General features: G+C 75.6%; 8 protein-coding genes. 5 read left to right on the top strand and 3 right to left on the bottom strand.

Translation table 11 applies throughout. From position 1 onward, the window contains the following. The first annotated feature begins 4 nt into the window (after positions 1 to 4). Genes P8A18_RS17245 through P8A18_RS17235 form a run of 3 tightly spaced genes read left to right on the top strand, consistent with a single transcriptional unit; the run spans position 5 to position 6,383 of the window. Positions 5 to 2,479, top strand: a complete 2,475-nt coding sequence (locus P8A18_RS17245; protein WP_306055702.1) for an AfsR/SARP family transcriptional regulator — start codon at positions 5 to 7, stop codon at positions 2,477 to 2,479. Further along, complete coding sequence (locus tag P8A18_RS17240) at positions 2,470 to 4,698, top strand: ATP-binding protein (RefSeq protein WP_306055700.1); 2,229 nt, start codon at positions 2,470 to 2,472, stop codon at positions 4,696 to 4,698. Before P8A18_RS17245 ends, P8A18_RS17240 begins: the two co-directional genes overlap by 10 nt. Next, complete coding sequence (locus P8A18_RS17235) at positions 4,689 to 6,383, top strand: AMP-binding protein (protein ID WP_306055699.1); 1,695 nt, start codon at positions 4,689 to 4,691, stop codon at positions 6,381 to 6,383. Before P8A18_RS17240 ends, P8A18_RS17235 begins: the two co-directional genes overlap by 10 nt. Before the next feature lie 87 nt (positions 6,384 to 6,470). Here the strand turns inward: P8A18_RS17235 and P8A18_RS17230 are convergent, their stop codons facing one another. The 3 genes from P8A18_RS17230 to P8A18_RS17220 form a co-directional block, all read right to left on the bottom strand. Then, the gene (locus P8A18_RS17230) at positions 6,471 to 7,430 is read right to left on the bottom strand and encodes a polyprenyl synthetase family protein (RefSeq protein WP_306055698.1); all 960 of its coding nucleotides are present in this window, start codon (positions 7,428 to 7,430) and stop codon (positions 6,471 to 6,473) included. 176 nt (positions 7,431 to 7,606) lie between these two features. Continuing rightward, a complete protein-coding gene (locus tag P8A18_RS17225) occupies positions 7,607 to 10,318 on the bottom strand; it encodes a helix-turn-helix transcriptional regulator (protein ID WP_306055697.1) in 2,712 nt (903 codons plus the stop codon). A 145-nt stretch (positions 10,319 to 10,463) separates the two neighbouring features. After that, a complete protein-coding gene (locus P8A18_RS17220) occupies positions 10,464 to 11,291 on the bottom strand; it encodes a metallophosphoesterase family protein (protein WP_306055695.1) in 828 nt (275 codons plus the stop codon). 311 nt (positions 11,292 to 11,602) lie between these two features. On the opposite strand from P8A18_RS17220, the gene P8A18_RS17215 reads away from it, so the two are divergent. Both P8A18_RS17215 and P8A18_RS17210 read left to right on the top strand, forming a co-directional pair. Then, a complete protein-coding gene (locus tag P8A18_RS17215; RefSeq protein WP_306055693.1) occupies positions 11,603 to 12,322 on the top strand; it encodes a 4'-phosphopantetheinyl transferase family protein in 720 nt (239 codons plus the stop codon). A gap of 484 nt (positions 12,323 to 12,806) precedes the next feature. Next, positions 12,807 to 13,799: a LuxR C-terminal-related transcriptional regulator gene (locus P8A18_RS17210; protein WP_306055692.1), complete on the top strand. Its 993-nt coding sequence runs from the start codon at positions 12,807 to 12,809 to the stop codon at positions 13,797 to 13,799. Positions 13,800 to 13,803 lie beyond the last annotated feature (4 nt).

Below are 13,803 nucleotides of genomic sequence, written 5' to 3'. Positions count from 1 at the left end.
CGCCATGGACGCGGTGCGTTTCGGCATCCTGGGCCCTCTGGAGGTCAGCGGCGGCGCGCCGCAGGCCGCCAAACTGCGGGGTGTCCTGGGTACGTTGCTGGTCCGGGCGAACGAGGTCGTGTCGGTGGACACCCTCATCGACGAGCTGTGGCCCGACTCCCCGCCGCGCACCGCCCCGACGACGCTCCAGGTGTACGTGTCCCACCTGCGCAAGGCGCTGCGCACCGCCGACCCGCACCACGGCCGGGACACGCTGGTCACCCGCCGCCCGGGATACCTGGTGCGGGTCACCCCGGACGAACTCGACGCCACCGCCTTCCTCGACCTGTCCGGGCGCGGCCACCGGGCCCTGCACGACGGGGACTTCGCCGCCGCCGCCGGTCTCCAGCGCCGGGCGCTCGCCCTGTGGCGGGGGCCGCTGCTCGGGGACATCCCGCACGGGCCGCTGCTGGAGGGCGCGGCCGTACGCCTGGACGAGGCGCGGACCACGGCCCTGGACGAGCGGGTGCGGGCCGAGCTGCACCTCGGGATGCACCGGGAACTCGTACCGGAACTGCGTGAGCTGGCGGCGGAGTACCCGCTGCGGGAGGAGTTCCACGCGCATCTGATGGTGGCGCTGTACCGGTGCGGGCGGCAGGCCGAGGCGCTGCGGGTGTTCGCGCGGCTGCGGCAGACCCTGGTGGAGGAGCTGGGCATCGAGCCCGGTCCGGGGACCCGCAGGCTCCAGCGGCTCATCCTGGAGGGCGACCCCGCTCTCGCGCGGCCCGAACCGGACGCCGGTCCCGGTGGCCCGGGGGGCGGCGTCCGGGGCGGGGACACCGCGCTGCCCGCCGCCGACGCCTCGTTCGTCGGGCGCGCGGACGAACTCGCTTTGGTGGACAGGCTGTTGCGCGGCACGTCGGACACGGGCGGCGATGTCGTCGCCGTGACCGGCATGCCGGGCGTCGGGAAGACGGCACTGGCGTTCCTGGCCGCGCACCGGGCCGCCGACGCCTTCCCCGGCGGACTGCGCCTCTGGGACCTGAGCGGCGGCGGGCGCCCGCCGTCCCCCGCCCCCGCGCGGGGCCGCCGGGCGCTGCTCGTGGTGGACGGGGTGACCTCCGAGGCCGAGGTACGGCCGCTGCTGCCGCTGGGCCACACCGTGCTGCTCACCGCACGCCGGGTGCCGGCCGGGCTGCCGGGGCTGCGCACCGTGCTCCTGGGGCCGTGGCGTCCGGAGGAGTCCCGGCAGCTGGTGCGGCTGTTCGGCGGGCACGGCGAGGGCGGCCGGATCACCGCCGACGAGGCCGGGGCCGTCGCCGAGCTGTGCGGGCGGCTCCCGCTCGCCGTGCGGGCCGCCGCCGCCCAGCTCGCGGCCCGGCCGCACTGGACCCCCGCCACCCTGACCGCCCGGCTGCGCGCGGAGGACGGCCGGCTCGACGCGCTGCGCGCCGGGGACATCGACGTACGGGCCCGGCTGCTCACGGCGTACGAGGGGTGCGCACAGGGGCGGCGCCGGGAGTTCCGGCTGCTGTCCCTGCTGCCGCCGGGCCCGTTCGACGCCGCGCGGGCCGCCGCCGCCCTGGACCTGACCGAGGCGCGGGCGCTCGCCGCGCTCGAAGGGCTGGCCGACGACCGGCTGGTGGAGGCGGACCGGGACGGGTGGCGGCTGCCGGAGCTGCTGCGGCTGCTCGCCGCCGAACGGCTGGCCGGCGAGGAGGACCCGGCGAGCGTCCGGGCCGCGGTGCGGCGGGTGTGCCTGGCGTACGCGCGGGACGCGGCGGAGCCCCGGCGCGCCACCGCACCGGACGCGCCCGGCCTCGTCCGGCTGGCCCGCGCCGCGCACGAGGCCGGGCTGTGGGAGCTGACCGTACGGCTGACGGACGGCCTCGCCGGGTGCGCGCCGCCCGACTCCGGGGCCGAGGAGGAGTGCTACGCGCTGGCCCTGGACGCCGCGCGGCGGTGCGCCGACCGCCCGGCCGAGGCCCGGATGCTGCGGCTGCTCGCCGAACTCGCCTCCCGCTACCGGCGCTCCACGCGCGCCCGGGACCTGTTCGCGCGGGCGCTGGAGCTGGCCCGGGAGTGCGGGGACGAGGAGGAGGCGGGGCGGGCGCTGGTGGGGCTGGCCGAACTCCTCCTGGACGGCGGGTCGGCCGGTGAGGCGGCGGGGCTGCTGGAACCTGCCCTGGCCGTCCTGTCCGCGCCCGGCCATCCCCGGGGGCGTTACGAGGCGGCGCGGGCCCGGGCCCTGGTGGCGCTGGCCCAGGAAGGGCCGGAGGCGGCCCGGGTCTGGTTCGAGGAGTGCCTGACACTGGCGGGCGCGCTGGACGATCCCGGGCTGCGGATGTACGCACGGCGCTCGCTGCGGGCGCTGGACATCCCCGCCGATGAACCGGGGGCGGGTTTCGGGGCCGTGGAGATACGGCCCGGCCTCTGGCGCATCCATCGGGACGGCCCGTACGCCGGGGCGTCCCCCACCTGGGGGGGACCATGTCGGTAGCGCTCGGCCCGGATACGGATCTCGTCGGCAGGGAGGTGCAGGCCGCCGCGCTGCGGGAGCGGCTGCTGAACCCCTCGGTGCGGCTGGTGACGCTGACCGGGCGGGCCGGTGTGGGCAAGACCCGGCTGGCCCGGGAGGTGGTGCGGGGGCTCGGCGACGCGTTCGGCCGGGTGGTGACGCTCGACGCGGCGGCGCCGGGCGGCACCGGGACCGACGCGCTGACGGCGCTCGCGCGGGCGCGCACCGAGGGCCCCGGCCGGGCCCCGGGCTCCCGGGTCCTGCTGCTGCTCGACGGCTGCGACCACGAGGCCCGGGAGGCCGCCGCCGGGGCGGTCGTGGCACTCGCCGACGACCCGGGCGTGGTGGTGCTGGCCACCGCGGTGGAGCCGCTCGGCGTCTACGGGGAGCAGTTGCTGCCACTCGGGCCGCTGCCCGTGCCCGGGGACGGCGACGGCGAGGACCTGCACCGGGTGGCTTCGGTGGCGCTCTTCGTACGCCGGGCCCGGGACACCGACCCGTCCTTCGCGCTGACCCTGGAGAACAGCGGGGCCGTCGCCGACATCTGCACCCTGCTCGGCGGCCTGCCCCTCGCCCTCGAACTCGCCGCGCTGCGCCTGCGGTTGCTGCCGCCGCGTCTGCTCGCGGCCCGGCTGCGCGGCCGTACGACGGTCCTCGCGGGCGGCCCGGTGAACGCGCCCGCCCGGCACCGCTCGCTCGCCGCGCTCGCCGAGTGGAGCTGCCGCGGCCTGGACCCGGCGGCCGGCGCGCTGCTGGGGCGGCTCTCCGCGTACGAGCCGGGCTTCGGTCTGGCCGCCGCCGGGATCGCCGACGAGGAGGGCCTGGAACCGCTGATGGACCGGGGGCTGCTGACCGTCGTCGCCGAGGAGCGGGGCGAGCTGCGGCTCGCGGTGCCGGAGCCCGTGCGGTCCCATGCGCGGACCCGGGCGGCGGAGGCGGACGGTGCGGGCGCGGCGGCGGACGCGCACGCGGAGCGCTACCGCCGGCTGGTGGCCGCCGCGCTGCCGGGGCTCGCCGGGACCGGCCAGGACCGGCTGCTGCGGGAGGCGGCGGCGGAGAGCCCGAACGTCCTGGCGGCGCTCCGGCGGCTGCACGAGCGCGGTGACGGGGAGGCGGCCGCCGCGCTGGTGCTGGGCTGCCATCTGCCGTGGCTGGCGCAGGGGCGGCTGCGTGAGGGCCTGGAGTGGTGCGACGAGGTGGCCGATTGCCGGCAGCTTCCGGAGGCGCTGCGGGCCCGGCTCGCCGACCTGTCCGGGGTGTTCGCGCTGGCGCTGGGGGATCCGCAGGAGTCCGTACGCCGCCACCGCCGGGCCCTCGCGCTCGGCAAGGGCGTGGGCGACCGGCGGCGGAACGCACTCGCCTCCCTGCGGCTCGGCACCGCCCTGCTGAGGTCCGGCGACACCTCGGCGGCGCGGAGCGTGCTGGTCACCGCGCACAGCGCGCTGTCCGGGATGGGCGCCACCGGAGCCGGAGCCGAGGCGGCGTTCGAGCTGGCCGCCGCCCTGCGCGCCGAGGGAGACCGGCGCAAGGCACAGGAGATGCTGGAGAAGGCCGAGGAGGCCTTCCGCCGCGCGGGCGACGGGCGCGGGCTAGCCGGGGCGCTGCGGGCGCTGGCCGCGATGGCGCTGGAGGGCGACGAACCCGAGCGGGCGGAGACCGCGCTGCGCGAGGCCCTGCGGCTGTACGAGGCCATCGACGAACGCAGCGAACTGCCCGCCGCGCTGGAGGAGTTCGCCCTGCTGCTGCTCCGCACCCAGCCCGCGCAGCGGCCCCGGGCGGTGCGGCTGCTCGCGGCGGCGGACGTGCTGCGGCAGCGGACCGGGGCCGAGGTCCCGCAGGAGTGGCGCTCGAAGGCCGAGCAGGCCCGTACGGAGCTGGGTGCCCGGCTGGACTGGCCGGACTTCGCGACCGCGTGGGCGGAGGGCGTGCGGATGGCGGCGCCGACCGCGGTGGCCGAGGCGCTGTCGGCGCCCGCCCCCTCCCACCGCACGGTGGCCGGGGCGGCGGCCGAGGCCCAGTCGCTCACCCCGCGCCAGGCACAGGTGGCGCTCCTGGTCGCGGAGGGCCTGACCAACCGGCACATCGCGGCCCGGCTCGACATCTCGGAGTGGACCGTCGTCAACCACGTCCGCCAGGTCATGCGGCGGCTCGGGTGCACCTCACGGGTGCAGGTGGCCGGGGCGGTGGGGCGATGGGCCTGACCCGGGGCACCGGCACGGCGGAGCGCCGCGTCCAGGAGCTGACCGCGCCCGCCGATGTCGTCCACCGGTTCCGGGCGGCCGGGTGGTGGCGCGAGGCGACCTTCCTGGACGACCTGCGCCGCACGGCGGCCGGTGCGCCCGAGCGGCCCGCGATCGTCGCGGAACGGGTGCTGCGCCCCAAGGGCCGCCGCCGGGTCACCGTGACGTACGGACAACTCGCCCTGTACGTCGAACGGTTCGCGGGAGCCCTGGCCTCGCTCGGGGTCGCGCCGGGCGACCCGGTCGCCTACCAGCTGCCGAACTGGTGGGAGACGGCCGCCCTCACCCTGGCCTGCTGGCGGGCCGGGGCGCTCGCCGTGCCCGTACTGCCGACCGTACGGGCCCACGGCCTCCAGCGGATCCTGGACGGCACCCGGGCCCGGGTGTGCGTGGTCCCGGACAGCTGGGAGGGGTTCGCGCACGCCGAGGCCCTGGCCTCTCTCGCCCCCGGGCTGCCGTGGCTGCGCCACCGCGTGGTGCTGGGGGACGCGGCGGCGACCGGGGCCGTCGACTTCGAGGCGTACTTCACCCGCACCCCGCACGAGCGCACCGGGGCGGGCCGGCGCGCCGGGCCGCTGCCGGGGCGCGCCGACCGGCCCGCGCTGCTGATCAGCGTCATGGGACTGCGCGACGCCTATACCTCCGTGCTGCACTCCCCCGACACGCTGTACGCCAACGTCTCCTCCCAGCGCCATCCCGAGGGGCCGGGGCGGCGGCCCGGCGAGGTCTTCCTCAGCACCCTGCCCCTGACCTCGCTCGCCTCGCTGATCTACACGCTGTGCTGGCCGCTCGCGGTCGGCGGCACGGGCGTCTGGCAGGACGTGTGGGACCCCGGCCGGTGCCTGGACCTGATGGCGGACGCGCGGGTCGACCAGGTGTACGCGGAACCGGCCTACTTCGCGGAGCTGCTCACCACCCAGCGGCATCGGCCCCGGGACCTGGGCCGGCTGCGGCTGGTGCTCTCCGGCGGGCGCACCAGCACCCCGGAGCCGCTCGCGGCCGAGCTGCGGGAGGTGTTCGGGGTGCCGGTGCTCTCCGCCTGGGGGGCGCCGGAGCTGGGCATGGGCGCCCTCTCGGACGCGACCGGGACCGCCCGGCTGCTGCGGGGTCTGGAGGTGCTGGCCGAGGACGGTACGGACCCCGGGCCGCTGCGGGTCCGCGGTCCTTCCGTGGCGCTGGCGACCTGGCGGCACGGGGTCGCGGCGCCCGTGGCGACCTGGGAGGACGGGGACGGCTGGCTGGACACCGGCGACCTCGCCACGACGGACGCGGCCGGCGGCATCCGGGTCCTGGCCAGGGCGGGGACCCGGACGGGGGCGATCTTCATGGTGCCGGTCGCCGAGGTGGAGGCGGGCCTGCTGGCCCATCCCCGGGTGGACGAGGCGGCGGTGGTCGCCTACACCGATCCGGAGCACGGGGAGCTGCCGTGCGCGGTGGTGGTGCCGGCCGCGTGGGACCGGCCGCCGGGCCCGGCCGAGCTGCGCGAACACCTCACCGCGCTGGGCATCGCCGAGGCGTTCCTGCCGACGCGCCTGGAGATCGTGGGCGCGCTGCCCCGCGACGAGCACGGCAGGCTGCGCCGGGCCGCCCTGCGCTCCTGGCTGCTGCGCGCCCAGCCGGGCAGCCCGAGGCAGGCACCCGCGTAGGGCGTGCCCATGCGCGGGGCGTTCGGGGGCGTGCCCGTGCGCGGGGCGTGCCCGGGGCAACGTACCCGCTGCGCCCGCGCTCACGGCTCACTCGCAGCCGGCCACCCGGCGGGCGAACGCGACGAGTTCGGCGCGCCAGCGCGGGGTGACGGGGGCTGCGGCCACCGCCGCGTCGGCGCGGCCGAGAAGCCCGGCGATGGTCTCCTCGGCCGTCTCCCGGGCCCGCGCGTCGAAGAAGATGTCCCGCAGGAACTGGGCGTCGCCGTCGAACCCCGGCCCGCCGCGCAGGAATCCGCGGAGCCGCCAGGCCGCGTGCAGGGCGCGCGCGTACTCCTCGTACGGCTCGCGCAGATCGTCCCGGCCCGCGAGCGCCGCGCCGATGAGCAGGGCGTGGCGCAGTCCGTACCAGCCGGCCGCGCATCCGTCGCCGCAGCCGTCGAGACACTGCCCCGGCCAGGCGTCGTCCAGGTATTCGGTCGCGGCGGCGGCCTCGGCGTGCGCGCCGATGGTGCGTTCGGTGCGCAGGCTGTCCCACAGCTCCCAGGCCGGGCGCGGGAGGCGGGCCGCGATGCGGTCCCCGTAGGCGGCGGCGAGGTCGCCCGCGAGGACGGCGGTGCCCTCGCCGAAGCGGCGGGACTCGCCGCGCCAGCCGTTGCGTTCGTGCTCGGCGGCGTGGCTGATGTGCAGGGTGGGGATGCCCCGGCGCAGCGTCGCGTTCTTGCGGACGTCGTCCCGGATCATCAGGCAGGTGTCGAGGAATTCGAGCGCGGCGCAGGCGGCCACCACGTCCTCGCCCGCCGGGTCGCCGCCGGCCGCGAGGTAACCGGTCAGGCAGATGACCGGGTGGGCCCGCTCGGCTCCGGCCTGGACCAGTTCGGCCACGCCCGCCACCAGCACCGCGCTGCGCGGATCGGCCGTACGGCGGCTGCGGGACTCGTCCGCGAGGAGGCGGGCGAGGCGTTCCTCGACCCGGTCGAGCATGGCGTCACGCAGCTGCCCCGGGGTCGCCGCACTCCCCGGCGGGCCATGCGTGGGTGTGGTGGTCATGGTGCCCTCCCTGGTGGGCTACGGCCTCATGACCGACCTTCCAGGGACCGGCCCCGGTGAACCACTCCGGCTCGCGGGCAGGGGTGCCGCCCGGCGAATGTGGGGTGGGGGCACACCAGTTGCCTGCCATGGCCGGGTGGACCGCGGCGCCGGATTGCTATGACCCTGCCATGCCCTCAGATGAACTCCGCCACCCCCAGGTGGAAGTCGACGGGGAGTGCCTGCCGGCCCGGGATCTCCAGCTTGCGGTAGACGCGGGTGAGGTGCTGCTCCACGGTGCTGACGGTGATGTAGAGCTTCTGCGCGATCTCCCGGTTGGTGTGGCCGTGCACGGCCAGCAGCGCGACCCGCTTCTCCGATTCGCTGAGACTCGCCACCAGGTCGGCGTTGGGTGCCTCGGCCGCCGACGCCGCCTCGGGGTCCTCGCCGGTGTGGCCGGGGAGGATCTTCACGCACAGGGCCTGGGCCCCGCACTCCTTCGCCACGTGCCAGGCCCGGCGGTTGACCATGGCGGCGCGGGCCGGCTCGCCCAGCACCCGCAGGACCTGGCCGAAGTCGCTCATGGCCCGCGCCAGTTCGTAGTTGTCACCGGAGCGGTGCAGGTCGTCCACGGCCTTCGTGAGCATCGCCTGCCGCTCCTTCGGCTCGCGCAGGGAGGCCCGCAGCCGCAGTGACATCCCCCGAACCCAGGGGTCGTTGGCGTCGCGGGTGGTCATCTGGTCGGCGAGGAAGCGGTCGGCCTGGTGGGTCTCGCCGAGCCGGAGCAGCGCCTCCGCCGCGTCGGTCCGCCACGGCAGGACCCTCGGCCGGTCCAGGCCCCAGCGCTTCATGTGCCGGCCGATGTCCAGGAAGTCGCCGAGCGCCGCGTGGAATCGGCTCGTGGCGAGCGCGTAGTGACCCCGGGCGCGCAGGTAGGCGAGGCCGTGGACGCTGCCGGTCAGCCGCTCGGGGACGGGCCGGCTCAGCACGGCGGCCGCCTCCTCGGGCTGCCCCATCGCGGTGCGGGCCCGCACCAGCGTCGCCGTGAGCGCGCACAGCTGCACCCCGCCGCCCCGGCCCGGCACCGCGCGCAGGGCCTCCTCGGCCGTGTCGGCGGCGCCGGTCAGATCACCGAGGCGCAGCCGGGCCTCGGCCAGCAGCCCGGCGAAGACCGCCTGCCAGCCGGTCGCGCCGCGTTCGGCCGCCTGCGCGGCGAACTTCTCGCACCAGGGCAGCGCCCGCTCGGCACCGTCCAGATACAGCAGGGTGCGCAGGGCCTGCACGGCCGGTTCGACCATGCCCTCGGCCAGGGTGGCGCCGCGCAGGAAGAGTTCGGCCGCCTGGGCGGCGGCCCCCTCCTCGGCCTCGGCGGGCAGTGCCCACAGGGCCGCCGGGTGGACGGCCCCCCGCACGGCCCGGCCCGCCGGGTGCGGCTGGGGGGCGCCGGCGCCGCGCCGCCCGGCCGCGCCCCACTGGGGGAACGCCGAGAGACCGTCGAGCGGGTCGTCGCCCGGGATGTCCCCGTGCCTGCGCTCGGCGCCCGGATGGCGGCCCTCGCCCGCCGCGAGGCGTTCCAGCACCTCGGTCGACTCGTCGACCCGGCCCTGCGCGGCCAGGGTCCGGGCCAGCGGGCCCAGCGCGCGCGGTTCCAGCCGGCCTGCGGCCAGCGCGGCCAGGGGTTCGGCGAGGTGGCGTTCGGCGGTGGCCGGGTCGGTGCGGCCGGTGACGACGCCGAGCCGGACGCTCACCTCGGTGCGCCGGGCCTCGTCCGCGCACGCGTCGCGGGCGAGGGTCAGCAGGGCGGTGGCCTCGTCCAGGGCCGCGTTCGCCGCGTGCTGGTCGGCGGCGGCGCGCAGGACGGGCAGCGCCCAGTCCTCGGCGGTGTGCCGGGCGGCGAGGAGCTGGGCGGCGACGACGGTGTCGGGGGCGCCGGCGGCGCGGGCCAGCAGGGCGGCCTCCCGGTGCAGGGCGCGGCGGGCTTCGGGCTCCATCCGTTCGAGGACGGCGGCACGTGCGGCCGGGTGGCAGAAGCCGCGCCCCCGGCCGGCGACGACCAGTCCGGCGTCCTCCAGGGCGGCGAGCGCGCGGGCGGCGGCGGGTTCGGTGGTGCCGGCGAGGCGGGCGGCGTGCGGGGCGCTCGCCAGCGGGTCGAGCACGGCGATGGCCTCGGTCAGCGCGGTGGTGGCGGGGCCGCAGCGGTGCAGGCAGGCCAGGACGGCCTGGGTGTACGCCTCGCCGGGGTGGGCGCCGGGGTCCTGGAGCAGGGCGCGCAGCAGCAGCGGGTTGCCGCCGCCGGCCCGGTGCAGCCGGGCGGTCTCGGCCTCGGTGCGGTCGGGCAGCATCGCACGGACCGCGTCGGGCGTGAAGCGTTCGAGGCGCAGGCGCGAGAAGTGGGGCAGCCGCAGCAGTTCGGTGCGCAGCAGCGGGTCGTCGCCGTGCTCGTGGACGGACTCGGTGAGCGCGAGGAGCACTTTGGCCTCGCGGGTGCCGCGTGCGAGCTGGAGCAGGTAGCGGCCGGTGAGCGCGTCGACGTGGTGCAGGTCGTCCACGCAGACCACCACGGGCGCGGTGGCGCTCAGCTCGCGTACGGCGTGGGCGAACTGCCGCATGGCTCCGATCCGGCCCGCGTCGGCGGACGAGGACGGGAGGGGTGGCAGCGTGCCGGGCGGGGCGTCGGCGGTCAGCTGGCGCAGCACGCCCAGCGGATGGCGCCTCTCCTCGGCGGTGGCCATTCCCCTCAGTACGAGGGAGCCGCGTTTCTCGGCATTTACCGCCACGGTCTCCAGGAATTCACTCTTCCCGCAGCCGACCGCTCCTTCGATAAGGAGCAGTCCGGAATTCCCTTCCCCGCATCCTTCGATCAGCTTTTCCAGTAGCGATACTTCTTCGGCGCGACGGAACAAAACCATGAGATCCCCCATGCCCATGTTCCGGCGCCCGGTAAAGAAATGGGAATACAACCGGATACAGGACCGATCGAGCAGTGCTTGAGAAGCAATCGAGACTCAGTCTAGGGTCCGTTCCGCCGCTCCCGCGGTGTCCGGAACCTGCCAGTCAGCAATTGCCGTCGGCGGCCGGAAAGATACGGCGGGGCGCCACCTCTGTCCGGCCCCATTGGCGCCGCTCCCGGGGATAGCCGACCGAGACCTCCTCGAAGCGCACGCCGTCGTACCACGTCGTGCGCGGGATGTGGAGGTGGCCGTAGACGACCGCGGCGGCCCGGAAGCGGGTGTGCCAGTCGGCCGTGAGCTCGGTGCCGCACCACTGGGCGAACTCGGGGTGCCGCAATATCCGGGTGGGCGTGCGGACCAGCGGGAAGTGGTTGACCAGTACGGTGCGCAGCTCCGGATCGCAGGCGGCCAGGCGCGCTTCGGTGGCCGCGACCCGGGCCCGGCACCAGGCCTCGCGGGAGGGGTACGGGTCGGGGTGCAGCATGAACTCGTCGGTGCACACCACGCCGGCCTCGTAAGCCTGTTCCAGTGCCTGTTCCTTGGTCGCGGCGGTGGGCGTGCGGAAGCTGTAGTCGTACAGCAGGAAGAGCGGGGCCACGACCAACGGGCCGCCGGGTCCCGACCAGACCGGGTAGGGGTCTTCCGGTGTGTGCACTCCGTACGAGCGACAGATTTCGACCAATCGGCGATACCGAGCGTCTCCACGCAACGACACAGGATCATCGCGAAGAGTCCACAGATCGTGGTTTCCCGGTGCCCAGATCACCGTGGTATAGCGCCGGGTGAGCAAATCGAGCACCCACCGCAGATCATCCGGGGACTCGCCCACGTCGCCGGCGACGATCAGCCAGTCGGCGGGGCTGTCGGGATACAGCTCCTCGACGATCCGGCGGTTCTCCGGGAATGCGACATGGAGGTCGCTGATGCCCATGAGGTTTCCGTGCGCCATTCACCCAGGCTGGGCGGCGACCGCCCCGGCGAACACCCCGTGTACACCCCTCAGTTGACGGAGCGTTGCCAGGGGGCCCGACGGATAGCAGGGCCATGGCAAGGATCGGGCCGGCCGGTGGCAGCAGGGCGCCAGGCGGGGCGGGGGCCGGGGCTCCGATGGCAGCGGGCTGGCAGGAAGCGGCGATCCGGCGAACCTGTCGGGCCGGCCGGGGGCCCGGAAGCTGGCCGCCGCGGGGCGGCGGCGGGAGCGTGGGAAGTGTCCACCCGACGCCCCGACCTGAAGGATCTGCCGTGCTCACGAAGCTCCTGCCGTCGACCGTCGCCACCGCCGAGGCCACCGCCGACCCGGCCGACGTGTTCCTCTTCCCGGAGGAGGAGTCCCTGATCAGCAACGCCGTCCCCAAGCGCCGGCAGGAGTTCGGCACGGTGCGGTGGTGCGCCCGGCAGGCCATGGGGGCGCTCGGGGTGGCGCCGGCCGCCGTGCTGCCGGGCCGGCGCGGGGTCCCGCAGTGGGCCCCCTCGGTCGTGGGGTCCATGACGCACTGCGCGGGCTACCGGGGCGTGGCGCTCGCCCATGAGCGGGACTTCGTGTCGGTCGGCATCGACGCGGAGCCCAACGCTCCGCTGCGGCCCGGGGTGCTGGAGTCGATCGCGCTGCCCCAGGAGCTGCACCGGGTCCGCGAGCTGGAGTGGGCGGTGCCGGGCGTCGCCTGGGACCGGCTGCTGTTCTCCATCAAGGAGGCCGTGTACAAGGCCTGGTTCCCGCTCACCGGCCAGGAACTGACCTTCACCGACGCGCTGGTGGGCCTGGACGCGGCCCAGGAGACCTTCCACGCCCGGCTGCTGCCGGGCCGGGACGAGCTCTCCCCGGCGGGGCCCACCACCTTCAGCGGGCGCTGGTCCGCCCGGGACGGGGTGCTGGTGAGCGCCATCGCCGTGCCCGCCCACAGGCCGGCCGAGGCCGCACACAGCGATGCTCCCCGCATGTGCGCCGCGGGGAGCATTCGCTGAGCCTGGATCGGTCCCACTGAGCCTCGATCGGTCACGGGCAGCCCTGATGATCAGTTGTCGGGGCCCCAGCGGTCGTCATTCGGCCGGTCCCCACCGGTCGCTCCGAGGTCCGCGGACGCCGTGCTCACCGCGCCGGCCGCGGCGTGGGCCGACGTCCCCTGCGAAAGCCCCAGCATGAACTGCCCCCCGATAACGGCCAGAAGTATACCCATCAGCAAAGTCAAGCGAACCAAAGATTCTTTACCATAACTTGCCATTGCGACTCCCCTAGGTCGACGAATGAGACTTACCTCTGCCTACGCGTCCACCCGAAACCTCCGCCTTTGGAGGGGCCGGGCGACGGGAAAAGAATCTCGGACATCGATCATTCGCGCCAAGAGCGTCACGTTGGCGTAAAGTTACGTGGCAGCAATTACACCGACCAGTGGGGGCTGGCGTGTTCCAAGGGGAGTACGCGGATTCGGGCTTTGCCGAACTGGATGACGTGAGCGCTGCGGCATACGGCATCGCCGTCGAGTGCGGCCGCTTCGACCGGGAACGGATTGCCAAGGACCTGTCCCTCACGCACGACGAGGTCGCCCGGGTCGAGAGCGTGCTGGTCGGTGTCCGGCTGCTCCAGTCGGTGCCGGGTCACTCGCACCAGCTGACCCCCGTCACGCCCGACGCCGCCGCCGCCTCCCTGGTGGGCCCCGCCGAACGGCAGATCCGCGACCTCCAGCAGGCCGTCACCGAGGTCCGGGCGCAGCTGATGTCGCTGACCCCCCTGTATTTCGAGGGCCGCCGGGTGCGCAACCACCTGGAAGCCATCGACATCATCAGCGACCCCGCCCGCATCCAGGCCCTCCTGGACCACCTCGGGCAGACCTGCAAGCACGAGCTGATCACCGTCCAGCCCGGCGGCGCGCGCCCGGCGGACATGCTCGACGACGCCAGGGCCAGCGCCCTGTCCATCCTGTCGCGCGGGGTGCGCATCCGGACCATCTACCAGCACACCGCGCGCAACGACCTGCCCACCCGCTCCTACGTCCGCGACGTCACGTTGCAGGGCGCGGAGGTCCGGACCGCCGACGAGGTGATCGACCGGCTGATCATCTACGACAGGGAGGTGGCCTTCCTGCCGGCGCGGTCGGCCCGCGAGGGCAGCTTCCCGGGTGCGGCCGTCGTCCGCGAGCCCACACTCGTGGCGTTCCTGTGCTCCGTCTTCGAGTACCTGTGGGAGGGCGCGACCCCGTACGTCGTGGAGTCGCAGCGCCCTCCGTCCTCGACCGACGAGCTGAAGTGGTCGATCATCCGGCTGATGACCAAGGGCTACAAGGACGAGATGGTCGCCCGCAGGCTCGGCATGTCCGTACGCACCTGCCGGCGCCATATCGCCGAGATCACCGAGCAGTTGGAGGCCACCAGCCGGTTCCAGGCGGGCTACAACGCCGCCCGTCAGGAGATGCTCGCCCGCGACACGGCCAGGCAGCCCTACTGACCGA

The sequence above is a fragment of the Streptomyces sp. Mut1 genome (assembly GCF_030719295.1).
Classification (GTDB): Bacteria; Actinomycetota; Actinomycetes; order Streptomycetales; family Streptomycetaceae; genus Streptomyces; species Streptomyces castrisilvae.
This window is presented reverse-complemented; position numbering and strand designations above follow the sequence as displayed.